Genomic DNA, 22,312 nt, shown 5'->3' on the forward strand with positions numbered 1-22,312 from the left:
GACGTTTGCGCGGCCACCCCGCGGGCTAGTGTCGCCGCATGGTCTCCGAACGCAGTGGTGCCGAGGTGCTCGTCGCGTCCAATCGTGGTCCGGTCTCCTATTCGCTGGGTGGCGACGGCACGCTGAGCGCCAAGCGGGGCGGCGGTGGGCTGGTCTCGGGCCTGTCGGCCATCGGGCCGGACACCGACGCGGTGTGGGTGTGTGCGGCGCTCGGTGACGGCGACCGGGAGGCGGTCCGGCGCACCGGGGGTGACCTGGACCGGGAGGACACCGGTGGACAGCGCGTCCGGATGCTGGACATCCCCGAGGACGTCCACTTCGCGGCCTACAACGGCATCGCGAACTCCGTGCTGTGGTTCGTCCACCACATGCTCTACCAGACCCCGCTGGAACCGGCCTTCGATACGGACTTCCGCGCGCAGTGGGCGTCGTACGAGGCCTACAACGCCGCTTTCGCCGACGCGCTGGCCGACGGCGCGGCGCCCGGCGCCGCCGTCCTCGTGCAGGACTACCACCTGGCGCTGGTGCCGGGCATGCTCCGGGAGCGCCGCCCCGACCTGCGTATCGCGCACTTCTCGCACACCCCGTGGGCGCCCGCGGAGTACTTCGCGATACTGCCCGACGACATCCAGCGGCAGCTGGCCCTGGGAATCCTGGGTGCGGACCGGGCCAATTTCCTCACCCGGCGCTGGTCCGAACGGTTCCTGGACTGCGCCGGTACCGCGCTCGGGTCCGACTGCGCGCTCCGGCGCCCGGAGGACGGGCCGCCCGAGCTCGTGTCGTCGCCGCCGGACCGCAAGCCGCACACGACCCGCATCGGCGTGCACGGCCTGGGCGCGGACGCCGCGTTCCTGCACGAACGCGCGCACCGCCCGGACGTCGACGAGCGGCTGGCGGCGCTGCGCGAGCAGATCGGCGGCGCGGACCGCAGGACCATCGTCCGCGTCGACCGCACCGAGCTCTCCAAGAACATCGTGCGCGGCCTGCACGCCTTTCGCCGGCTGCTCGCCGACCACCCCGAATGGCACGAGCGGGTCGCGCATATCGCCTTCGCCTACCCCTCGCGCCAGGACCTGGCCGTCTACCGCGACTACACCGACGAGGTGGAACGCGTCGCCGAGGCCATCAACGCCGAGTACGGCACGCCGACTTGGCTGCCCGTCATCCTGCACGTCAAGGACGACTTCGCCCGCTCCCTGGCCGCCTACCGCCTCGCCGACGTGGCCCTGGTCAACCCCATCCGGGACGGGATGAACCTGGTCGCCAAGGAGATCCCGGTGGTCTCGGACAACGGCTGCGCCCTGGTCCTGTCCCGCGAGGCCGGCGCCTGCGAGGAGCTGGGCGAGGACGCCCTGGTGATCAATCCCTACGACGTCAACGCCACCGCCGACGCCCTGCACGAGGCGCTGTCGATGGATCCGGGTGAGCGCGCCGAGCGCACCGGACGGCTGGCCGCCGCGGCGACCGCGCTGCCGCCGGCGCAGTGGTTCCTGGACCAGCTGGAGGCGCTGCGCGCCTAGGCCCTGTCGTCAAACTGCCTCCCCCGGCTAACGCCGGGAGGTGCCCCCAGCTTTGCGGGCACACGACGGGAGTTCGACGACAGGCCCTGGCGCGGTCCGCGGCGGCTGCTCAGGTGTCGTCGGATTCCAGCCGGTCCGCCAGCGCCCCCAGCAGGGCGACGACGCCGGTCGGGCCGTCGACCACCAGGTCGGCGCGGGCGGCGAGTTCGGCGACCTCGTTGCTGCCGCTGCAGACCAGGAGGCCGGTGCGGCCCTCGGAGCGGAGCCGGTCGACGGCGGCGAAGGCGGCGAGGTCGCCGAGGTCGTCGCCGGCGTAGAGGACGGTGGTGGCGTCGGTCTCACGGATCCAGTCGGTGAGGGCGACGCCCTTGTCCATGCCCGGGGGGCGCAGTTCGAGGACCAGCCGGCCCGGTTCGACGATCAGGCCGTGGCGTTCGGCGAGGGCGGTGAGCGGGGCGCGCAGCCCGTCGAAGGCGGCCTGCGGGTCGGCGGCGCGGCGGGTGTGGACGGCGACGGCGCGGCCGCCCTTGGTCTCGATCGCCGTGTCGGTCCGGCTGCCGTGCCAGACGCCGGACTCTTCGAGCACGCCGGGGAGTTCGGCCGCTGCGGCGGCGACCCCCGGGTGCGGGGCGGGTGCCTGAATGGCGCCGGTCGCCGCGTCCCAGCGTTCGGCGCCGTAGTGGCCGAGGACGACGAGCTGCTCCAGTCCGGGGGCGCCGGTGACGCCGCCGAGGCGGACGGCGACGGCGGCCGGGCGGCCGGTGATGACCGCGGCGGCGCGCAGCCGGGGCGCGAGGCGGCCGAGGGCGGCGGCGGCCTCGGGGTGGGCGCGGGCCTGTTCCGGGTCGGGGACGATGTCGGCGAGGGTGCCGTCGAAGTCGAGGGCGACGACGGTGCGTTCGGGGTGGGCCAGGAGTGCGGCGAGGCCGTCGCGGCCGGCCGCGGTGTGCGGTGTCGGCAGGGAAGGCGGTGTCGGTGCGGAATCCGGCGCGGCGTTCGGGGAGCTGCCCATGGCGTCGACCCTAGCGGCGGGAACGGCGGGCGTCGCGGACACGGCGGAGGCGGTTGACGGTGACCGGGTCGTGGGCGAGCGCGCGCGGGTCGTCCAGCAGGGCGTTGAGGAGTTGGTAGTAGCGGGTCGGGGAGATGCCCAGGCGCTCGCGGATGACCCGCTCCTTGGCGCCCGGTCCGGGCCAGGAGCGGCGCTCGACCGCGAGCACCGCTTCGTCCCGGGAGGAGAGCGCGGCCACCGCGGCGCTGTCCTCGCCGCCCCCGCCCGCCGTGCCGCTCGTCATCACGATTCCACGATAAGCCCACGGTCGGACAACGCCGGACCGGTCCGCTGCGGGCTCGTACGCACCCTCACTCGCCGGTGTTGTCGGCCGCGTCCGCGGTGTTCTGGATGTCGGTGAGCACACCGGCGGGGTTGCCGCGCGGGCCCACCGCGGCGCCCATCTTGGCCTTGACGGTCTTGGAGACCAGCGGCCAGGAGGTCTTGTTCGACGGGTAGAACTCGGCGCTGCCGAGCTGCTTGAGGAAGCTGTGCAGCGCAACGTACTTGTCGTCGTCGAGCATCGCCTGGGAGCCGGAGCTGGTGACCGGCAGCAGGCCGTACTCGCCGGAGAACTTCATCACGTTCTTCGTGCTGTAGACGAAGTCCAGGAACTTGCCGGCCTGTTCGCGGTGGCCGTTCTGCTTGAAGGCCATCATCCAGTCGGCGACGCCCATGGTGGCCTTGGCCTTGCCGTGGGCGCCGGGGAGTTCGACGGTGCCGTAGTCGACGCCCTTGGCCGCGGCCTGCTTCATCAGGGTGGGGTGGCCGTTGAGCATGCCGACATCGCCGTCGGCGAAGCCCTGGAAGGCTTCCTTGCGGTTCAGGTCGGCGGGGTCCATACCGGTCAGGCCCTTGCCGACGAGGTTCTTCTGAAGCCACTCGAAGGTCTTGACGTTCTCCGGCGAATCGATCGTGTACTTGCCGATGCTGTCGGTGTAGCTGCCGCCGCCGCTGAGCATCCACATCAGTGTCTCGGCCTGGGTCTCCTCCCGGCCGAGTGGCAGCGCGAACGGGATCCGGACGCCGTGCGCCTTCAGCAGCCCGGCATCGCGGGCTATGTCGTCCCAGGACTTCGGCGGGTCGGTGATGCCGGCCTCGGCGAACAGCTTCTTGTTGTAGAAGAGCCGCCGGGTGCTGGCACCGAAGGGCATGCCGTACTGGGTGCGCTCGTATTCGCCGGCCTCGGCGAGGGCCGGGGTGAAGTCGGCCTGGGTGGAGACGTTGAGCAGCTTGTCGGCGCTGTAGAGCTGGCCCTTGGCGGCGTAGTCGGCGTACGCGCCGATCTGCGCGAGGTCGGGGGCGTGACCGTCCTTGACGAGGTCGGCGACTTTCTTGTCGACCTCGGTCCAGCTGTAGACCTCGACGTCGACCTTGATGCCGGTCTTCTTCTCGAAGGCGGCGCTCAGGTCGTCCCAGTAGTGCTGGGTGCTGTTGGACTCGTGGGAGCCGTAGTCGGCCGCGATGAGCTTGAGGGTTTTGCCGCCCTCGTCCGAGCCGCCGCCGCAGCCGGTGAGGGTCAGTGTCATGGCTGTGGCGATCGCCGCCGCTGCCAGGCTCAAGTACCGCCGCTGCACTGCCACTACCGCCCTCTGTCCCGAAATTCCGTGTTTTGCCGGGTATGCCCCGTGGTTTCAGGGGTCGCCTTCCACCGGCATGAACGGCAAGTGTCTCCCGAGGCCCTCCACAAGGTCTACACCACCCCCTGTTTCCCTCCGCCGCCACCTTCCCGCCGCGTACGCTCCACGCCGGAACAAGGCCTGCTCAGGGCGGTGACGCGGCCGGAAGGCGGCACGATCGCACCGGACCGGGCGGCCGGCACATCGGAGTCGAACGGTGAGTGGACTAGACCTTTCTGGTCACCTCGCGCGAAACTGTTCCCGTGAGACACGTCATCGCCCTTGATGTGGGCGGCACCGGAATGAAGGCCGCCCTCGCCGGGGCGGACGGCACGCTGCTCTACGAGGCACGGCGCCCCACCGGCCGCGAGCGCGGCCCCGACGAGGTCGTCGAGACGATTCTCGGCTTCGCCGCCGAGCTCCGCGACATCGGACTCAGACGCTTCGGCACCGCCGCGGCCGCCGCCGGCGTCGCCGTCCCCGGCATCGTCGACGAGGCCGCCGGCATCGCCGTCTACGCCTCCAACCTCGGCTGGCGCGACGTCCCGATGCGGGCACTGCTGTCCGAACGGCTCGGCGGCATCCCCGTCGCCCTCGGCCACGACGTGCGCACCGGCGGTCTCGCCGAAGGCCGGATCGGCGCCGGCAAGGACACCGGCCGCTTCCTCTTCGTCCCGCTGGGCACCGGCATCGCGGGCGCCATCGGCATCGCCGGCCGCATCGAGGGCGGCGCGCACGGCAGCGCCGGCGAGGTCGGCCACATCGTCGTACGGCCCGGCGGCCGGGAGTGCGGCTGCGGTCAGCGCGGCTGCCTGGAGACGCTGGCCTCGGCCGCCGCGATCGGCCGCGACTGGGCCGCGGTCTGCGGCGACCCGCAGGCCGGTGCCGCGGACGCCGCCAAGGCCGTGGAGTCCGGCGACGCCCGCGCGCGCGTCGTCTGGCAGGCCGCCATCGACGCACTCGCCGACGGCCTGGTCACCGGCATCACCCTGCTCGACCCTCAGACGCTGATCATCGGCGGCGGACTGGCCGAGGCGGGCGACACGCTGTTCACGCCTCTGCGGGAAGCGGTCAGCCGCCGCGTTACCTTCCAGCGGCTCCCCTCGATCGTTCCGGCGGCCCTCGGGGACGCCGCCGGGTGCCTGGGCGCAGGACTGCTCGCCTGGGATCTTCTCTCCACGGAGGTAACCGCCTGATGGCACAGCAACAATCCGCGGGACGCCCCTCGGACCCCCGGCGCACCCTCCTGACCGGCGCCCGGATCGCACGCCCCTCCGGCGTCGTCGAGAACGGCCGGCTCGCGGTCGAGGGCACCCGGATCGCCGACCTCCGCAGCAGGGGCGCCGACACGGGCGCGGACGGGCGGCGACGCGGCGAGCGCGCCATCGACCTGACCGGCCACCTCATCGTCCCCGGCTTCGTCGACATGCATGTGCACGGCGGAGGCGGCGGCTCCTTCTCCTCCGCCGACCCCGAGGAATGCCTGACCGTCGCCGCCACCCACCGCCGGCACGGCACCACCTCGATGGTCGCCTCGACCGTCACCGGCGACCTGGACTCCCTCGCACGCCAGGCCGCCGTGCTCGCCGAGCTCGTCCAGCAGGGCGAGCTGGCCGGCATCCACTTCGAGGGCCCGTTCATCTCCGCGCACCGCTGCGGCGCGCACCAGCCCGAGCTGCTGCGCGACCCCGACCCGGCGGACGTCCGCAAGCTCATCGACGCCACCCACGGCACCGCCCGGATGCTGACCCTCGCCCCCGAACTGCCCGGCGGCCTGGAGTCCGTACGGCTGCTCGCCGACGCCGGGGTCGTCGCGGCCATCGGCCACACCGACGCCGGCTACGACGCCACCCGCGAGGCCATCGACGCGGGCGCCACCGTCGCCACGCACCTCTTCAACGCGATGCCGCCGCTCGGCCACCGCACTCCCGGACCGATCGCCGCCCTCCTGGAGGACGAGCGCATCACCGTCGAGCTGATCAACGACGGCACCCATCTGCACCCCGCGATCCTCCAGATGGCCTTCCGCGACACCGGCGCCGACCGCGTCGCCTTCATCACGGACGCGATGGGCGCGGCCGGGATGACCGACGGGATGTATCCGCTCGGCCCGATGCGGGTCGAGGTCAAGGACGGTGTCGCACGGATCAGCGAGGGCCCCACCGCGGGCTCGATCGCCGGCTCCACGCTCACCCTGGACCGCGCCTTCAAACGCGCCGTCACCGTCGACCATCTGACGGTCGAGCAGACCGTGGCGGCCCTTTCGGCCAATCCCGCCCGACTGCTCGGCATCGACGACCGGACCGGTTCCCTGGAGAGCGGCAAGGACGCCGACCTGGTCGTACTGGACGCCGCATACGACCTGGTGGGCGTGATGCGCCGGGGCGAGTGGCTGGTGCGCCCGCCGGGCATCTGAGTCCCCGGTCGGGCGTGCGCGAGCCGGCCGTCAGGACGGCCGTGCACCACACGGTGGTTGGCCCGGGTCTGGGCCAACCACCGTCGGCGATGGCATGATCGCTCGCGCACTTGTCCGCATGCCACCGCCTCGCGCGCCCGCCCGACCACGGCCGTCCGGCCACGACTGACCGGAGGGGGAACGGTGATCCTCACAGTCACGCTGAACGCCGCCCTGGACATCACCCACCACGTGACGCGGCTGCAACCGCACACCACGCACCGGGTCACCGACGTCGCCGAACGCCCCGGCGGCAAAGGCCTGAACGTCTCCCGCGTGCTCGCCGCGCTCGGCCACCGCACGATCGCCACCGGCTTCGCGGGCGGCGGCACCGGCGACGCGCTGCGCGCCCTGCTCGCCGAGACCGACGTCACCGACGCCCTGGTCCCGGTCGGCGGCGCCACCCGCCGCACCGTCGCCGTCGTCGACGAGACCTCCGGCGACACCACCCAGCTCAACGAACCGGGCCCCACCGTCTCCCCCGCCGAATGGGAGACCTTCCTCGGTACGTACCGCGAACTGCTGGGCGACGCACGGGCGGTGGCGCTCTGCGGCAGCCTGCCCCCGGGCGTCCCGGTCGACGTCTATGCCCGCCTGACCCGCGCCGCGCGCAGCGCCGGCGTCCCGGTCCTGCTGGACACCAGCGGCGAACCGCTGCGCCGCGGGCTCGCCGCCCGCCCCGACCTCGCCAAGCCCAACGCCGACGAACTCGCCGCCCTCACCGGCAGCACCGAACCGCTGCGCGCCGCCCGCGACGCCCGCCGCCGCGGCGCCCACGCCGTCGCCGCCTCGCTGGGCGCGGAAGGGATGCTCGCCGTCACCTCCGACGGCGCCTGGCAGGCCGCGCCGCCGCAGCGGATCGCGGGAAACCCGACCGGCGCCGGCGATTCGGCGGTGGCCGGTCTGCTGTCGGGACTTGTCGAGGAGCTGCCGTGGCCGGACCGGCTGACCCGCGCGGTCGCCCTGTCCGCGGCGACCGTACGGGCCCCGGCAGCAGGCGAGTTCGACGCGTCGGCATACGAAGAACTGCTGCCGCGCATCGTGGTGACGGAACGTCCTGCCGGGGCGTGAGCGAAGGCGCCCCACGGGGAGGGTGCGGGGCCCGGCCGCAGGGGCGGGCCCGGAACGCTACTTCTTCTTGACGTGCCCGGCCGTCAGCGAGAGCTGATCGAGATTGGCCTCGCACTGGTCGCCCTCAGCGCAGGAGACCGCGACCGTGTTGGTGCCCTTGTTCAGGTGGATCCAGCGGTAGGTGTACGTCCAGCCCTTGTCCCAGGCGCCTTCCTCGGCATGCGCGAAGTTCGACATGTTGATCTTCTGGGAGGCCGGGTCGCCGTTCACCGACAGCGTGGTCTTGGCGTCCTTGCCGGGGACGCCGTAGTCGATGAAGAGGGTGTAGTCGCCGCTCTTGGGCACATCGACGTTCCAGGTGACCGAGGCGCCGACCTTGTTGAGCACCACATAGGCGCCGCTGGAGGCCTTCGCGCCGGCGACGGCCTTGTCGGTGGTCGCCTCAGGGCTGAGCTTCAGCGTCGCCGCATCCTGCTGGGGGAGGTCGACCGGGGCGTCGGAGCTGCTGGGCTTGTCGCTCGGCTTGACGCTCTCGCCGGCCGTCGGACCCGCACTGCCCGCGGTGTCCTCCGCGTCGTCCTTGCCGTTGGTGAGCATGGCGACGCCGATCCCTATGCAGACCACCGCGACCACGGACACCGCGCCGATCAGCAGGCCGTTGCGGTGCCGGCGCGGCTCCTGGCCGCCGCCGTGCCCCTGGCCGCCCTGGGCCTGGCGCGGGCGGTCGCCGCCGGGGAGCGTCTCCGGGGCGGCGTAGTGGGCGTTCTGCTGCCCGTACGTCACCTGCTGGGACTGCTGGCCGCCGTACTGCCGCTGGCCGACCGCGCGCACCTGGTTGTAGGAGGTACGCGGAACCCCCGGCTGCCGCGCCGCCCCGCCGTCGCCCGACTGTCCCACCGCGCCACCCTCGCCGCCTTCCGAGCGGTAGAGATAGGCGAACGGGTCGTCGTTCTCCGGCGTGTCCGCGCCGTTATTGCCGGCCGTCATTCCGTGTCACTCCCAAGCGATCTGTACTCGTCTGTACGCGTTCGCGCAGACTGCGCGAACTGTCTCTTTCGGGCCCCCGGCGGCAGCGCGCCGCATCGGCGCAGCCTACCTTCTTCGGGCCTTGCCGGACCCCGCCCGCGGAGCCACAAGATCACTACGGATCGGTGAACGGACGGTGCGCGCGGACGGAACGGGACGGGTGTGACGAGGGAGAACCGCGTGACGGCCCCCGTCCCTCGCGGCGCCCCACGACGGCCCGCACCGCGCACCCGACTGTGACCATCGCCTCAGGCGCACGCCCTCGGGCACCCGCCCGACGGGCCGCCCGGCGCCCGCCCGGTCCGGCCGTCTCAGCCCGCCCGGCGGTTCGCCTTCGACCGGGACCGCTTCTCGACGTACATCCGCTGGTCAGCGGAGGCCAGGACCTCCTCGGCCGTCATCCCGCAGCTCGCCCAGCCGATCCCGAAACTGGCGCCCACCCGCACCGCCCGGCCGTCGACCCGGATCGGCGGGATGATGGCGTTCCGCAGCCGCACCGCCAGATCCTGCGCATCGGCCGTACCGAGACCGTCGGCGAGCACCACGAACTCGTCGCCGCCGAGCCGCGCGACCGTATCGCCGTCCCGGACACCGCTGGTCAGCCGGCGGGCGACCTCGATCAGCACGGCGTCGCCGGTGTGGTGCCCGAAGCGGTCATTGATCGACTTGAAGCCGTCGAGGTCGCAGAAGAGGACCGCCAGCCCCTTGGAACCGTCGTCCGTCGGGCCGTCCGGCGGCGCGATCGTGTGCACATGGTGGTCGAACGCCACCGGATTTTGGCCCTCGAAGGCCTCGGCCCCCTCCGCGCCGTCGAACGCCTTCCCCTCCTGGGAGCGGAAACCGTGCAGGTCACGCGGGTCGGCATAGACGGTCGCCGAGGAGGCGTAGGCATCGGCCGGCGAGCCCGGGGGCCGGGAGCAGAGCCGGGCGCCCAGCCGGGCCCGCAGCTCGGCGCTGTTGGGCAGGCCGGTCAGCGAGTCATGGCTGGCGCGGTGCGCGAGCTGCAGCTCGTGCCGCTTGCGCTCCTCGATGTCCTCGACGTGCGTGAGCAGGAACCGGGGGCCGTCGGCGGCGTCGGCGACCACGGAGTTACGGAGCGAGACCCAGACGTACGTGCCGTCCCTGCGGGCCAGCCGCAGCTCGGCCCGGCCGCCTTCGGCGGAGGTGCGCAGCAGGGTGCCGATGTCCTCGGGGTGGACGAGATCGGAGAAGGAGTAGCGGCGCATCGCGGAGGCCGGACGGCCCAGCAGCCGGCACAGCGCGTCATTGGTGCGCAGCAGCCGACCGTGCTGGTCGCCGCCCATCTCGGCCACGGCCATCCCGCTCGGCGCGTACTCGAAGGCCTGCCGGAAGCTTTCCTCGCTGGCGCGCAGCGCCTGCTGCTCCCGCTCCAGGCGGACCAGCGCCCGCTGCATATTGGCGCGCAGCCGGGCATTGCTGATCGCGATGGCGGCCTGGAAGGCGTACATCTGCAGGGCTTCCTGGCCCCAGGCGCCGGGTCGCCGGCCGTTGCGCGGCCGGTCCACGGAGATCACGCCCAGCAGCTCACCGCCGCCGTTGGACGCCGCGTACATCGGCGCCAGGAGGCGGTCCATCGGATGCCACTCGTCGGGGAACCGGGGCGCCGGGCCCGCCGTGTGCCATTGCGGGACGTCGTCGTCGTCCAGCACCCAGCCCTCGGTGTACGGGATGAAGCGCAGCTCGCCCCACTGCTCGCCCATGGCCAGCCTGCGGTCCCAGGAGGAGCGGGAACCGACCCGCCCGGCCATCAGCGCCTCGGCGCCCGCGCTGCCCGCGACCGCGGCGACGACGAGATCGCCGTCGGGGCGGACGAGATTGACGGCGGCAAGCTCAAAGCCGAGGCCGGCGATCGCGCCGTCGGCGACCGTCTGCAGGGTGTCCGCGAGGCTGCGTGCGGTGTTCAGCTCGGCGACCACTTGGTGCAGCTGCCGCAGGGTCGCAAGACGGACGTATGGCTCCGACTCGGTCTCCATCGCTCGCTCTCCCTGAGACCTCGACAGCAACTCCAGAATTCTTTGTCGTCCGATTCCACGCTCACTGAATCACAGTGAGCTGTTCACCCGGTACACAGGGTCAACAATTCCCGCATGCTGTGACTCAAGTCACAGATGATGAAGGAGTGTTGGCGCCCTTCCCCTCATCTGCAAGCACACCATTATGGGAGCGCTCCTATACTTCCTGAACGCAAATTCGGACACACCTCACCTCCGCCGTCAGACCTAGGACGCGATTGGTCCCCGGGCCCGATGTGCGCCACGGTGCGGCGCAGTTAGCGTTCATGGCGTGTTCGCGAAAATTCCTGCCACCGCCCCCGGTAGCGGCCCTGCCGCCGCCACCACCACACCCGTCGTCACGCCGGTATCCGTGCCGGGCGGAGCGGCGATCCCCCATTCTGTGGGGGTGAGTGACGAAGAATTCCGTGCCGCCCTGTCCCGCCTCGCCGCCGGCGTGGTCCTGATCACCGCACACGACGCGGAGGACGGGCCACGCGGCGAAGACGTCGGCATGACCGCCACCGCGTTTTTGTCCGTCTCGCTCGAACCGCCGCTGGTGATGGTGAGCGTTCGCAACGACTCGCGCATGGACGACCTGCTGGAGCATCAGCCCCTCTGGTCGGTTTCGGTGCTGTCGGAGAGTCAAAGTCATATTGCCGGACGATTCGCAATGAAAAACCGCATCAGCGACCGACTGCTCTTCGAAGGCATTCCTCATGAAAGAGGCGAAGCGTCCGGTGCGCTGCTGATCGGCGGCGCGCTCGCAACCCTGGAATGCCGGACCGAACAGCGCGTCGTCGCCGGCGATCACACCCTCGTCATCGGCCGCGTACTGACCGCCTCGGCCCCGGGCGAGGACGGTGGACCGCTGACGTACTTCCGGGGGAAGTACCGGCATCTGGGCTGAAGCTGACGGAGCGCCCCGGGGCGGAGCCTGCGTCCGGGGCTCGGCGGGCGTCCGGGGCGGAGGCTGCGTCCGGGGCTCGGCGGGCGTCCGGGGCTCAGTCCCAGCCGCGGCCCGAGCGGCCCCGCTTGGTGTCGCCGCGCTGCTTCTTCTCCCGCAGCCGCCGCTCGTTGATGCCGCGCGGAATCCGCGATTTACGGCGCGCCTTGGGCGGCGGCGCGGTGGCCTGCGCGAGCAGGGCGGCCAGCCGCACGGCAGCGGTCTCGCGGTTACGCCATTGGGAGCGGTGGTCGGAGGCGCGTACGGACAGCACGCCGTCGACCAGCCGGCCCGCCAGCCGCTCCAGGGCGCGCTCCTGCCACACAGGCGGCAGCGCCTGCGTCTTGACGAGGTCGAAGCGCAGCTCGACCTGGCTGTCGCTGGTGTTGACGTGCTGGCCGCCCGGACCGGAGGACCGCGAGAAACGCCACACGAGCTCGGCCTCTGGAAGGACGACCGAACCGCGGATGACATAGGGCCCGGACATGTGTCCCATGATCCCGCCTCCGCGGGGTTCCCGTCACCCACTTTTCGTGGGACATCGCCGCCGCGCACGGTCCGGCGCCCGGTCCACGGGCCGCGCCTGGGCATCAGGATTCGGCAAAGAAAGTAAAGGGTGATGGAACCTGGCGGTCCCCTCATGGCGTTGAGGAGGGTGACGGTAGCTTCGTCAGCAGCACGAAGCCCGACGAATCGACGAAGGAAAGGGACATCCCCATGGCTGTAAGCCTGTCCAAGGGCGGCAACGTCTCCCTCACCAAGGAGGCACCGGGCCTGACCGCCGTCACGGTCGGCCTCGGCTGGGACGTCCGCACCACCACCGGCACGGACTTCGACCTCGACGCGAGCGCCATCGCGGTCAACCCGAGCGGCAAGGTCTACTCCGACCAGCACTTTGTGTTCTTCAACAACAAGGTGACGCCGGACCAGTCCATCGAGCACACCGGCGACAACGTCACCGGCCAGGGCGAGGGCGACGACGAGCAGATCAAGGTCAATCTGGCGGGCCTGCCGGCCGACGTCGAGAAGATCGTCTTCCCGGTCTCGATCTACGACGCCGAGAACCGCAGCCAGAACTTCGGCCAGGTGCGGAACGCCTTCATCCGCATCATCAACCAGGCCGGCAACGCGGAGATCGCGCGCTACGACCTCAGCGAGGACGCGGCGACCGAGACCGCCATGGTCTTCGGCGAGCTCTACCGCAACGGCGCGGAGTGGAAGTTCCGCGCCGTCGGCCAGGGCTACGCCTCGGGCCTCGTCGGCATCGCCCAGGACTTCGGCGTCAACGTCTGAGTTCCGCGTGCATCGGAGGGCCGGCTCCCCTGGGGCCGGCCCTCGGCGCGTTGGGGGGCGGCTTCGGTGCGTTGGGGCGGCTTCGGTTCCTTGGGGGCGGCTTCGGTGCGGTGGGGGCCGGCTTCGGTGCGCGCCCGCGGGCGCTGCGGCCGTGACTCGGCCGCCGAGCGGCAGGGGACCGCGGACGGGCCGCGGACGGGCGGCGGGCTGCCGGGCGGGCGGCCGGGGCGTGGCCGGGGCGGCCGCCGGGACGTACGGGCCTGAGCAGCGCAGCGCCGGGTGCGGCTGCCCGGTCACCGCGGGCTGACGGGCATGCGCGGGCGGCTGACCGGTCGCTGTCCTGACCGTCAGGGCGGTCGCCGCGGGCGCCGTGACACCATCTAGGACGTGATCGACCTCGGCTACTCCCTCTCCCGCCGCTTTCCGGACCCCACGTCGATGGACTACCGGACCGCGGACGTGCGCACGCTGCGCCACGACCTCTTCTGCGGCGATGTCTATATCGCCGATACGAAGACGGACCGCGAGCTGTCCACCGCCTGGGGATGGGTGCCGGTGCTCGACTTCGCCTGGGCGCTGTGCGACATCGTCGAGCAGCTCGACACCGATCCGCGCGGCAACCGCTCCGCCCGCCCCCTCCACGCCGAGCTGGACTTCACCGAATCCAGCGACCGGATGCTCTTCGAGCGGCGCTTCGGGTGGGTGGACGTCGACGCCGACTGGATGCCGGCCGACGAGGAGCCGCTCACCTTCAACCACTCCGCGCTGCGCCGCGAGGCCCGCGACTTTCTGCACGACCTGATCGCCGACCTCACCGACCTGCACGACGGTCTCGGCGACAACCCGGTCGTCTGGGACCTCCAGGCCCGCTTCCCCCGCGTCTGACCCGGCCGCCCGGACCGCCCGGACCGCCCCGCACGGCGAGCCCGGCCGTGCGGGCCGTCGTCACTCGACCCTGACGCCTATCTGCGCCGCGAACGCCGGTGCCATATCCAGCAGTTGGGACGCGCTGATCACCGCGCCCGCCAGCCGGTCGATCCCCCGGGCGATGTCCACTGCGGCCGCGCCGCGCAGATCGACGTCCTTCATCCGCGCCGCCGAGAAGTCCGCCCGCGCGAGAGTGCAGTCCTCGAACGTCACCCGCTCCAGCTCCGCCCCCGAGAAGTCCGCCTCGACCAGCACACATCCCTCGAAGGCGACGTCCCGCAGCTTCGCCTTGCGCAGATTCGGGAAGTCGATCTTCCCGCCCCGCACCACGACCCGCTCCAGCACCGCGCCGTGCAGCTGCGTCCCGCCGAGCCGGGCGCCGGAGACCTCCACGTCCCGCAGCGACGACTGCGACAGGTCCGTACCGACACCGCGCACACCGCTCAGCACGCTGTCGATGATCCGTGACCGGCTCAGCACCGTCTCGTCCAGCGCGCACCGCCGCACCGCGCAGTCCATGAAGCGGGCGCCGCGCGCATCCTGACCCGCCCAGTCCGCGTCCGCGAACTCCAGCCCGTCGTAATCCCCTTCGGGCTCCAGCTCCCGGCCGTCATGCGGGGCCAGCTCCGGCAGCCGCACCTCCGGCCGCCGCACCGCCCGCACCGTGTCCTTACCGCGCGCCGCCACGCGATCACCGCCTTCCGCCCCGCTCCGTACCCGTGCCCGTCACGAGCCCGGTCGTCACCACCAAGTCACCCACGAGTCGTCCACAGGGTCACCGCAGCCGATCACCGACCCGCACACCCCATCGTGGACCACCCCACTGACAACGCCGCGCAGTTGCCCTCCGACCTGCGCAGACACCCCGCTCGCCGGGCCGCGTGTCACATCGCGCACCCCACCACCCGTCCAAGTTCACGAAGCGCCGACCACCGGCCCCCCCCGCCCGCGCACACTCCGCGACCACCCGAGGAGCACGCACCATGCCCCAGCAGATCACCGTCATCGGAGCCGGCTTCGCAGGTCTGACCGCGGCCGTCTCGGCCGCCGAGGCCGGCGCGGCCGTGACCCTCTACGAGGCGCACCGCACCCTCGGGGGCCGCGCCCGGACCACCGACGGCCCGTACCTCGCCAATGACGGCCCGCACGCCCTCTACAGCAAGGGCCCGCACTGGGCCTGGCTCCAGCAGCGCGGGCTGCTCGCTCCGCTCGCCCCGCTGCCCCTCCGGGAGGCCGCCCGCCTGCGCTTCTTCCACCGCGGCAGCCTGCACCGGCTTCCCCCGCTCGGCATCCTGAAGCTGCGCCGCCGCACCCATGCCCCCGTCGACCAGGACTTCCGTACCTGGGCGAGTGCGCAGGCCGGCGGGCCGGTCGCGGAGGCCGCGGCCCATTACGCGGGCGTCGCCACGTTCCACCACGACCCGGGCACGCTCTCCGCCGCGTTCGTCCAGGAACGCCTGCGCCGCGCCACCAGCCTGCCGCCCGAGGCGCACTTCCTCCGGGGCGGCTGGGGCACGCTGATCGCGCGGATGGCGGACCATGCCCGCGGCCTCGGCGTCCGCATCGAGACGGGCGCCCGCGTCGAGACGCTGCCCGAGCGGCACCCGGTCATCGTCGCCACGCACCTCGACGCGGCCCGCGTCCTCCTCAAGGACGACGGCCTCACCTGGAGCGGCACGCGGACGGCGCTGCTCGATGTTGCCGTGCGCACCCGGCGGAGCGATCCGTTCGCCCTCTCGGGCCTGGACTTCTCCGGCTGGATCGAGCGTTTCACCGCCCAGGACCCGGGCCTCGCACCGCGCGGCGAGCAGCTGCTCCAGGGGCAGATCGGCATCGCGCCGGACGAACGGCGCGCGGACGGCATCGCCCGCGCCGAACGCCTCCTGGACGCGGGCTTCCCGGGATGGCGCGCACGCACCACCTGGCGCCGTGAGTCGCTGGCCACCGGCCGTACGGGCGCGGTGGATCTGCCCGGCACCACCTGGCGCGACCGCCCGGCCATCGACCGCGGATACGACGTCTACCTGGCGGGCGATCAGGTTGCGGCGCCCGGTGTGCTCAGCGAGGTGTCCTTCAGCAGCGCCATCGAGGCGGTCTCACTCGCCCTGGGCCGGGCGGCGACCACCGGGGACAGCCGGCTGCGCGCGCCCGCCCCGCCGCGCACACGATGACGTTCTCCGCCGGAGGCCGTAGGCGTCCGGTCCGGCGGGGCTGACCGGCGGGGCTGACCGGCGGGGCCCGGCGTCCCGCCGATCAGCGGCCGCCCTCATCGGGACGAGGCAGCCGGCTGCCGGAAGCCCCGCGCCGGCCCGTGCCCTACCGCACCACCGCCAGCTCCCGCGGCGTCTCATTCAGCCGCCGCCCGCCCGACTCCGTACACGTCACGATGTCCTCGATGCGGACCCCGAACCGGCCCGGCAGGTAGATGCCCGGCTCGATCGAGAAGCACATCCCCGGCACCAGCGGCAGATGCTCGCCCTCGACCATGTACGGCGGCTCGTGCGTGGTCACGCCGATGCCGTGCCCGGTCCGGTGGATGAAGTACTCGCCGTACCCGGCTGCCTTGATCACCTTCCTGGCCACCCGGTCGATGTCCTGGCACGCGACCCCGGGCCGCACCGCCTCGAACGCCGCCTGCTGCGCCTCCCGGACGATGTCGTGCACCTTGCGCTCCTCGGCTCCCGGCTCGCCGACATGCACGGTCCGCGAGGTGTCCGAGCCGTAGCCGTCCTTCAGCCCGCCGAAGTCCAGCACGACCATGTCGCCGTCCTCGATGACCCGCTCCCCGGCCTCGTGGTGGGGGTTGGCGCCGTTGGGCCCCGACCCGACGACCGTGAAGTCCACCTGGCTGTGCCCGTGCTCGGTCAGCAGCCGCGCGAGGTCCGCCGCCACGTCGGCCTCCCGCCGGCCGGCGAAAGGCGCGCCCAGGATCTCCTGGTACGTCGCGTCCGCTGCCGCGCCCGCAGCCGCCAGCCGCGCCACCTCGTGCGCGTCCTTGACGGCGCGCAGCATCGGCAGCACCTCCGTCAGCGCGCCGTACGCGCTCCCCGGCGCCGACCGCTGCAACCCCAGCAGATGCATCGCCCAGGTGGAGTCCGACATTCCGTAGCGCCCTTGCGGGTCAAGGGACTTGGCGATCTCCGCGTACGGGTCCGAGCCGTCCGTCCACCCCGCCACCTCCACCGCACCGGCCCCGACCGCCCGCTCGGCGTCCGGCCGCTCCAGTACGGGCACCAGCAGCCGCGGCCGCTGCCCCGCCTCGATCACCAGGGCCGTCAGCCGCTCGGTGACCGCGGTCGGCCGGTAGCCGCACAGCCACTCCAGATCCGGCCCCGGCGTCACCACCAGCCCCGCCAGCCCCGCGTCGGCGGCCGCCCGCCCCGCCCGCTCCATCCGCACCGCGTAGTCATCCCGCGTCATCAAGGTCACCATGCCGCCGAATTTACGCTCCTGGCCCCGCCGTCACCCGGAAGTTGGGGCTCCCGGTTCCGGGCGGAATCGCCATGCGTGGTTCTTCGCCAGGACCCTCGCGGCGACGTCCCCTCACCTGGCCCACGCCTCCCGCACGCCGCGCCCCCTCTTCGCCGGCGATGGCGGAGATTCTGACGACTTCTTAACGGTTCACCGGCGCTTTCCTGTCGTAGCGTCGTGCCTTGTGTGCCGGGAGGCCGGTCGGCAAGGTCCGTCACCACGTATTCCGCGGTGACCGCCCGCCCGGTTTCCGCCGTCGCCCGACCCAGCACCGAGCACAGACCACGATCGGCAGGACATTCCCGTATGACCGGCACCCAGGCGGATCCCGCCCCCCGCACGTCTGCCTCCCGACGGTGGCGGGGCTGGCTGCTGGAAGGGCTGAGCGAGCAGTCCGCCCGCCACCCCGGCCCGCACCGCACGACGCCGGACGAGCACAAGGGCCACACCTGGTGGCGGGTGATGTGCCTGACGGGCGTCGACTACTTCTCCACCCTCGGCTACCAACCGGGCATCGCCGCGCTGGCAGCCGGGCTGCTCTCCCCGTTCGCCACCCTCGTGCTGATCGCCCTGACCCTCCTCGGCGCGCTGCCCGTCTACCGCAGGGTCGCCAAGGAAAGCCCGCACGGCGAGGGCTCGATCGCCATGCTGGAGCGCCTGCTGCCCTGGTGGGCCGGGAAGTTGCTGGTCCTGGTGCTGCTGGGCTTCGCCGCCACCGACTTCGTCATCACCATGACCCTGTCGGCCGCCGACGCCTCCGCACACGTCGTCGAGAATCCCTTCGCCCCGCCGCTGCTGCACGGCGCGAACCTGTGGATCACGCTGGTGCTGCTCGCCGCCCTGGGCGCGGTGTTCCTCAAGGGCTTCCGCGAGGCGATCGGCATCGCCGTACCGCTCGTCGGCAGCTACCTGGCACTCAACCTGGTCGTCCTCGGCACCTCCGCCTGGCAGGTGCTGTCCGAGCCGGTGGTGATCGGCAACTGGTGGGAGGCGATGACCGCCCAGCACTCCTCACCGCTCGCGATAGTCGGCGTGGCACTGCTGGTCTTCCCCAAGCTGGCGCTGGGCATGTCCGGCTTCGAGACGGGCGTCGCCGTCATGCCACAGGTACGCGGCGACGTCACCGACACCCACGCCGAACCGGCCGGCCGGATCCGCGACACCCGCAAGCTGCTCACCACCGCCGCCCTGATCATGAGCGGCTTCCTGCTCCTGTCCAGCCTGGCCACCACCCTCCTCATCCCGCAGAAGGAATTCGAGAGCGGCGGCTCCGCCAACGGCCGCGCCCTCGCCTACCTGGCACACCAGCACCTGGGCGAGGCGTTCGGGACGGTGTACGACGTCTCGACCATCGCCATCCTCTGGTTCGCCGGCGCCTCGGCGATGGCCGGGCTGCTCAACCTCGTACCGCGCTACCTCCCCCGCTACGGCATGGCCCCGGAGTGGACCCGCGCCGTGCGCCCCCTCGTCCTGATCTTCCTGGCCATCGCCTTCGGCATCACCTTCTTCTTCGACGCCGACGTCGACAAGCAGAGCGGGGCCTACGCCACGGGCGTGCTGGTACTCATGCTCTCGGCGGCCTTCGCCTCCACCGTCGCGGCGCGGCACCGCCGCCACCGGGCGGCCACGGCCGGCTTCGCCGTCATCACCCTGGTCTTCGGCTACACCCTGGTCACCAACGTCATCGAACGCCCCGACGGACTGAAGATCGCATCACTGTTCATCCTCGGCATCCTGCTGACCTCGTTCGCCTCCCGCGTGCACCGCGCCTTCGAACTGCGCGCCGTCGACGTCCGCTTCGACGAAACCGCCCAACGGCTGATCGAAACGGCCATGGCGGCCGGGCCGCTGCGGGTCATCGCCAACGAACCCAACGAGCACAGCGAGGCCGAATACCGCGAGAAGGAATACAGCCAGCGCGAGCAGACCCACATCCCCGACGGACGACCGGTCCTCTTCCTCGAAGTCATCCTCAAGGACTCCTCCGACTTCACCGCCGAACTGCACGTCCACGGCGAAGAGCGGTACGGCGCCCACATCCTGCGCGCGGACGGCGCGGGCGTGGCCAACACCATCGCGGCCGTCCTGATGGAACTGCGCGACCGCACCGGCCAGGTCCCGCACGCCTACTTCAACTGGACCGAGGGCAACCCGGTCAGCCACCTCCTGCGCTTCCTCGTCTTCGGCGACGGAGAGGTCGCCCCCGTCACCCGCGAGGTCCTCCGCCGCGCCGAACCCGACCTGGAACAGCGGCCCCGCGTACACGTCGGCTGACAGCGAAGCCCCGGACGGCGGATCCACCGGTCCGGGACACTCCGTCAGCCCGCGGCATCAGTCGCGCGCCGGCGCGCCACCTGGCCGAGAACGATGTCCAGGGCCAGGAACGCCACCAGCGACATGCCGAGCAGGGGCACCGCCCACCCCACCACGCCCACGACCAGAGCGAGCGGAATCAGCAGCGGCAGCGGCACCTGCCGCCATGCCCCGCGCCGCACCGGACGGCCGAAGGACAGGGCGCGGTCGCGGGTGGGGCGGCGCTGCCACCACATCCGGTAGCCCCAGACGATCAGGAAGATCAGCGCCAGCGCCAGTGCGGCCAGCGCGAGCTGGTTGACGATGCCGAAGAGGGTGCCGGTGTGCAGATCGATGCCGTAGCGGCTGAGTTTCGCCAGTACGGGATAGTCGGCGAAGCGCGAGACGTCGGTGACCTTGCCCGTGCCCCCGTCCACGGCGACGGCGTCCTGCTTCTCGGGCCAGCTGCGCTGGACCTGCTTGACGACATAGGCGGTACCCGGCTCCGCCGGCAGGTCGACCTCCACCGGGTTGGACAGCCCCTCGGCACGCGCCGCCGCAAGCACCGCGTCGACGCCCACGTCCGCAGACGCCGACCCGCCCGGCGCGCCCTCCTTCTTCCCGTCCATCCCCGGCATGTCCGCCATCCCCGCCGAGCCGCCGTGGTGGGCGTGCTCCCCGGTCACGGCCGTCGAGACGGTCGGCGTCGCCTGCCCGAGGGACTGGCGGAATGCGTCGATGTTCGCCCCGGCGTAGGCGGACCAGGTCAGACCGGTCGCGGACAGGCACACCAGGCCGACCGCCGCCCACACCCCCACCGCGCCGTGCCACGACAGCGTCCGGCGCCGTCCGGTGGCGGTGCGATCCGGCAGGGCGAGGGCCCGCAGCTTGCGGTTCGCGCGCTTGCGTCCGATCCACAGCACCAGCCCGCCGCCGGCGACCACCCACAGCCAGCTGGCGGCCAGTTCGCTGTAGAGACGGCCGTTCTCGCCCAGGTGCAGATTGCGGTGGAGATCGTCGAGCCAGGTGCGCAGCGGCAGCGCGCCCGTGGACCCGTACGTCTCCAGCGCTCCCCGGACGCTGCCGGTGTGCGGGTCGACGAAGACCGCGAGCTGGTGCTCGGCGGACACCCCCGGCACGTCAGCGAGCAGCACGCGCGTGGTGTCCCCCGGGCGCGGCGCGGGCCGCACGGCAGCGACCCTGCCCTCCGGGTGCGCCTTGCGGGCATCGGCGACCTGCTGCGACAGCGGCACTGCGCGCCCACCCGCCGGGACCCTCAACTCGTGCGCGTAGACCAGCTTTTCCGCCTGGAACGAGCCGGCGTACAGCAGTCCGGTGACCGCGGTGACGAGCAGGAAGGGCGCGACGAGCACACCCGCGTAGAAGTGCAGCCGCCGTACCAGCGGGCGAAGGGCGGACCACCCATGACGTCGTACCGCCGCCCCTCGCCCGCCGGATCCGGCGCCGTCCGGGACATCGCCGGTATCGCGCGACGCGAGACGTTGTTCAGTGGACACGCGGATGCTCCCAGCTCGAAAGGTGATGTGGCCCGGTCCTGTGCCATGCCGTGCCGTGCCGCTTCAGACAGTCGGACGGACAGCGGCGTGAGTTCCCGCGGCCTGGTGTGAGGTGGCCCATACGGCAGGCTGCCGGGAGACGCCCCGCACCCGCCCTCCCGGCGGCCGCGAACGGAATGGCACCATGTCCGCCATGACGACAGGGCCGGTCTCCCGCGCCGCACGGGCCGCGGTCTTCGCGGCTGTGTGCGTGACGACGGCGGCCCTGGGCCACGCCCTGATGTCCGCACAGCCCCTGCCGTGGTGGGCCCCGGCCGCCGCGTTCTGCGCCACGGGCACGGCCGCCTGGTGGCTTGCCGGACGGGAACGCGGAGCGATCGCCGTCACCGGTTCCACGGTCGTCGCCCAGCTCGGACTGCACTCACTGTTCGGCCTGGCACAGGTGTCCACGCGCACCAGTGCAGGTGACGGCTCGCCCGCAAGGCAATGGGCGGCCCGAATGTTGTGCGATGCGTACAGAACCGGCGCTTCACCGGAAACGCAGGTGCCGGCGATCCGACTGCTGCGTCATGCCGGCCTGGGCCCGGAGCTCACCCACGCGTCCCCGCCACCGCCGATGGGCGTCATGCGGGGCATGGGCGAGACGGCGGGCATGGGCGCCCCGCCCCCCGCTCACACCCTGCCCACAGGCCAAGTCGACCATCTCGGCCATCTCGGCCATCTCGGCGCGGCGCACGGCGACATGGGCCCGATGCAGATGATGCATTCCGGCCACGGAGGCCTCGGCATGCTCCTCGCCCACGCGCTGGCCGCGGTGGTGTGCGGGGTGTGGCTGTGGCGCGGCGAGACGGCCGCGTTCCGGCTCGCCCGCAGCCTGGCCGTGGTGCTGTTCGCGCCCCTCCTCCTGGTCCTGACGACGCTGGGCCGGACCGCTCCGAAACCATCCGCCCGCCCGGTGACCGGCACCGGCCACGTCGTGCGCCTGCGCGGTGTGCTCCTGCAGTACGTCGTCTCACGCCGAGGCCCGCCGAGCCTCTCCCCCTGCTGCTGACCGCCCGTCCTGAGACCTCCCGGCATCACGCCGGATTCCCCACACCGTCCAGGCGTCTCCC

The 22,312-nt window shown here is 72.3% G+C and carries 19 protein-coding genes; 10 read left to right on the top strand and 9 right to left on the bottom strand.

Annotation, left to right across the window (positions count from 1 at the left end; all coding sequences use genetic code 11):
* Window positions 1-38 precede the first annotated feature (38 nt).
* Entirely contained in the window at window positions 39-1,520 is a 1,482-nt protein-coding gene (locus ACIRQ7_RS05020) for a trehalose-6-phosphate synthase (RefSeq protein ID WP_404259886.1), read from the top strand.
* 109 nt (window positions 1,521-1,629) lie between these two features.
* On the opposite strand, the gene otsB is transcribed toward ACIRQ7_RS05020, so the two are convergent.
* From otsB to ACIRQ7_RS05035, 3 genes are all read right to left on the bottom strand, one after another.
* Window positions 1,630-2,532, bottom strand: coding sequence for a trehalose-phosphatase (otsB, locus tag ACIRQ7_RS05025; protein WP_404259888.1), 903 nt, complete (start codon window positions 2,530-2,532; stop codon window positions 1,630-1,632).
* A gap of 10 nt (window positions 2,533-2,542) precedes the next feature.
* Window positions 2,543-2,815, bottom strand: a complete 273-nt coding sequence (locus tag ACIRQ7_RS05030) for a DUF3263 domain-containing protein (protein ID WP_401463679.1) — start codon at window positions 2,813-2,815, stop codon at window positions 2,543-2,545.
* Between the two features lie 67 nt (window positions 2,816-2,882).
* Window positions 2,883-4,100 (bottom strand): extracellular solute-binding protein, encoded by a 1,218-nt coding sequence (locus ACIRQ7_RS05035; protein ID WP_404259890.1) that lies wholly within the window; start codon window positions 4,098-4,100, stop codon window positions 2,883-2,885.
* 353 nt (window positions 4,101-4,453) lie between these two features.
* Between ACIRQ7_RS05035 and ACIRQ7_RS05040 the strand changes: the two genes are divergently transcribed.
* The 3 genes from ACIRQ7_RS05040 to pfkB all read left to right on the top strand — a co-directional run bounded on the left by ACIRQ7_RS05040 (window position 4,454) and on the right by pfkB (window position 7,716).
* Window positions 4,454-5,386 (top strand): ROK family protein, encoded by a 933-nt coding sequence (locus tag ACIRQ7_RS05040; RefSeq protein WP_404259892.1) that lies wholly within the window; start codon window positions 4,454-4,456, stop codon window positions 5,384-5,386.
* A complete protein-coding gene (gene nagA, locus ACIRQ7_RS05045) occupies window positions 5,386-6,606 on the top strand; it encodes an N-acetylglucosamine-6-phosphate deacetylase (RefSeq protein WP_404259894.1) in 1,221 nt (406 codons plus the stop codon). The genes ACIRQ7_RS05040 and nagA overlap by 1 nt, the downstream gene beginning before the upstream one ends.
* Before the next feature lie 183 nt (window positions 6,607-6,789).
* On the top strand, window positions 6,790-7,716 hold the full coding sequence (pfkB, locus tag ACIRQ7_RS05050) for a 1-phosphofructokinase (protein WP_404259896.1): 927 nt from the start codon (window positions 6,790-6,792) through the stop codon (window positions 7,714-7,716).
* A 57-nt stretch (window positions 7,717-7,773) separates the two neighbouring features.
* Here pfkB and ACIRQ7_RS05055 read toward each other — a convergent pair whose 3' ends face one another.
* Window positions 7,774-8,703, bottom strand: a complete 930-nt coding sequence (locus ACIRQ7_RS05055; RefSeq protein WP_404259898.1) for a CBM35 domain-containing protein — start codon at window positions 8,701-8,703, stop codon at window positions 7,774-7,776.
* Window positions 8,704-9,053: 350 nt separating this feature from the next.
* Window positions 9,054-10,736, bottom strand: a complete 1,683-nt coding sequence (gene cdgB, locus ACIRQ7_RS05060; RefSeq protein WP_404259900.1) for a diguanylate cyclase CdgB — start codon at window positions 10,734-10,736, stop codon at window positions 9,054-9,056.
* A 310-nt stretch (window positions 10,737-11,046) separates the two neighbouring features.
* On the opposite strand from cdgB, the gene ACIRQ7_RS05065 reads away from it, so the two are divergent.
* Window positions 11,047-11,664 carry a flavin reductase family protein gene (locus ACIRQ7_RS05065; RefSeq protein WP_404259902.1) on the top strand — a complete coding sequence of 206 codons (618 nt, stop codon included), beginning with the start codon at window positions 11,047-11,049 and terminating at the stop codon, window positions 11,662-11,664.
* 94 nt (window positions 11,665-11,758) lie between these two features.
* Here the strand turns inward: ACIRQ7_RS05065 and arfB are convergent, their stop codons facing one another.
* On the bottom strand, window positions 11,759-12,187 hold the full coding sequence (gene arfB / locus ACIRQ7_RS05070) for an alternative ribosome rescue aminoacyl-tRNA hydrolase ArfB (protein WP_401461605.1): 429 nt from the start codon (window positions 12,185-12,187) through the stop codon (window positions 11,759-11,761).
* Window positions 12,188-12,417: 230 nt separating this feature from the next.
* On the opposite strand from arfB, the gene ACIRQ7_RS05075 reads away from it, so the two are divergent.
* Together ACIRQ7_RS05075 and ACIRQ7_RS05080 are read left to right on the top strand one after the other, a co-directional pair.
* A complete protein-coding gene (locus ACIRQ7_RS05075; RefSeq protein ID WP_401461603.1) occupies window positions 12,418-12,993 on the top strand; it encodes a TerD family protein in 576 nt (191 codons plus the stop codon).
* Between the two features lie 387 nt (window positions 12,994-13,380).
* On the top strand, window positions 13,381-13,878 hold the full coding sequence (locus ACIRQ7_RS05080; protein WP_404259904.1) for a hypothetical protein: 498 nt from the start codon (window positions 13,381-13,383) through the stop codon (window positions 13,876-13,878).
* 60 nt (window positions 13,879-13,938) lie between these two features.
* Here the strand turns inward: ACIRQ7_RS05080 and ACIRQ7_RS05085 are convergent, their stop codons facing one another.
* A complete protein-coding gene (locus tag ACIRQ7_RS05085) occupies window positions 13,939-14,583 on the bottom strand; it encodes a pentapeptide repeat-containing protein (protein ID WP_404260128.1) in 645 nt (214 codons plus the stop codon).
* Window positions 14,584-14,903: 320 nt separating this feature from the next.
* Here ACIRQ7_RS05085 and ACIRQ7_RS05090 point away from each other — a divergent pair, with 320 nt between their 5' ends.
* Window positions 14,904-16,091 (top strand): NAD(P)-binding protein, encoded by a 1,188-nt coding sequence (locus ACIRQ7_RS05090; RefSeq protein WP_404259906.1) that lies wholly within the window; start codon window positions 14,904-14,906, stop codon window positions 16,089-16,091.
* A 145-nt stretch (window positions 16,092-16,236) separates the two neighbouring features.
* On the opposite strand, the gene ACIRQ7_RS05095 is transcribed toward ACIRQ7_RS05090, so the two are convergent.
* Window positions 16,237-17,340 (bottom strand): M24 family metallopeptidase, encoded by a 1,104-nt coding sequence (locus ACIRQ7_RS05095; RefSeq protein WP_401463677.1) that lies wholly within the window; start codon window positions 17,338-17,340, stop codon window positions 16,237-16,239.
* Between the two features lie 357 nt (window positions 17,341-17,697).
* On the opposite strand from ACIRQ7_RS05095, the gene ACIRQ7_RS05100 reads away from it, so the two are divergent.
* Window positions 17,698-19,665: an amino acid transporter gene (locus tag ACIRQ7_RS05100; protein WP_404259908.1), complete on the top strand. Its 1,968-nt coding sequence runs from the start codon at window positions 17,698-17,700 to the stop codon at window positions 19,663-19,665.
* Window positions 19,666-19,709: 44 nt separating this feature from the next.
* On the opposite strand, the gene ACIRQ7_RS05105 is transcribed toward ACIRQ7_RS05100, so the two are convergent.
* Window positions 19,710-21,200: a PepSY-associated TM helix domain-containing protein gene (locus tag ACIRQ7_RS05105; RefSeq protein ID WP_404259910.1), complete on the bottom strand. Its 1,491-nt coding sequence runs from the start codon at window positions 21,198-21,200 to the stop codon at window positions 19,710-19,712.
* Between the two features lie 193 nt (window positions 21,201-21,393).
* Between ACIRQ7_RS05105 and ACIRQ7_RS05110 the strand changes: the two genes are divergently transcribed.
* Window positions 21,394-22,251, top strand: a complete 858-nt coding sequence (locus ACIRQ7_RS05110; protein ID WP_404259911.1) for a hypothetical protein — start codon at window positions 21,394-21,396, stop codon at window positions 22,249-22,251.
* Window positions 22,252-22,312: the final 61 nt, after the last annotated feature.

Source organism: Streptomyces sp. NPDC101393 (assembly GCF_044767385.1).
Classification (GTDB): domain Bacteria; phylum Actinomycetota; class Actinomycetes; order Streptomycetales; family Streptomycetaceae; genus Streptomyces.

Coding starts and splice junctions, on each gene's coding strand:
- ACIRQ7_RS05075 (WP_401461603.1), top strand. CDS start 12,418: ATGGCTGTAAGCCTGTCCAAGGGCGGCAACGTCTCCCTCACCAAGGAG.
- ACIRQ7_RS05095 (WP_401463677.1), bottom strand. CDS start 17,340: ATGACGCGGGATGACTACGCGGTGCGGATGGAGCGGGCGGGGCGGGCG.
- ACIRQ7_RS05035 (WP_404259890.1), bottom strand. CDS start 4,100: ATGACACTGACCCTCACCGGCTGCGGCGGCGGCTCGGACGAGGGCGGC.
- ACIRQ7_RS05090 (WP_404259906.1), top strand. CDS start 14,904: ATGCCCCAGCAGATCACCGTCATCGGAGCCGGCTTCGCAGGTCTGACC.
- ACIRQ7_RS05055 (WP_404259898.1), bottom strand. CDS start 8,703: ATGACGGCCGGCAATAACGGCGCGGACACGCCGGAGAACGACGACCCG.
- nagA (WP_404259894.1), top strand. CDS start 5,386: ATGGCACAGCAACAATCCGCGGGACGCCCCTCGGACCCCCGGCGCACC.
- ACIRQ7_RS05030 (WP_401463679.1), bottom strand. CDS start 2,815: ATGACGAGCGGCACGGCGGGCGGGGGCGGCGAGGACAGCGCCGCGGTG.
- cdgB (WP_404259900.1), bottom strand. CDS start 10,736: ATGGAGACCGAGTCGGAGCCATACGTCCGTCTTGCGACCCTGCGGCAG.
- otsB (WP_404259888.1), bottom strand. CDS start 2,532: ATGGGCAGCTCCCCGAACGCCGCGCCGGATTCCGCACCGACACCGCCT.
- arfB (WP_401461605.1), bottom strand. CDS start 12,187: ATGTCCGGGCCCTATGTCATCCGCGGTTCGGTCGTCCTTCCAGAGGCC.
- ACIRQ7_RS05020 (WP_404259886.1), top strand. CDS start 39: ATGGTCTCCGAACGCAGTGGTGCCGAGGTGCTCGTCGCGTCCAATCGT.
- ACIRQ7_RS05110 (WP_404259911.1), top strand. CDS start 21,394: ATGACGACAGGGCCGGTCTCCCGCGCCGCACGGGCCGCGGTCTTCGCG.
- ACIRQ7_RS05100 (WP_404259908.1), top strand. CDS start 17,698: ATGACCGGCACCCAGGCGGATCCCGCCCCCCGCACGTCTGCCTCCCGA.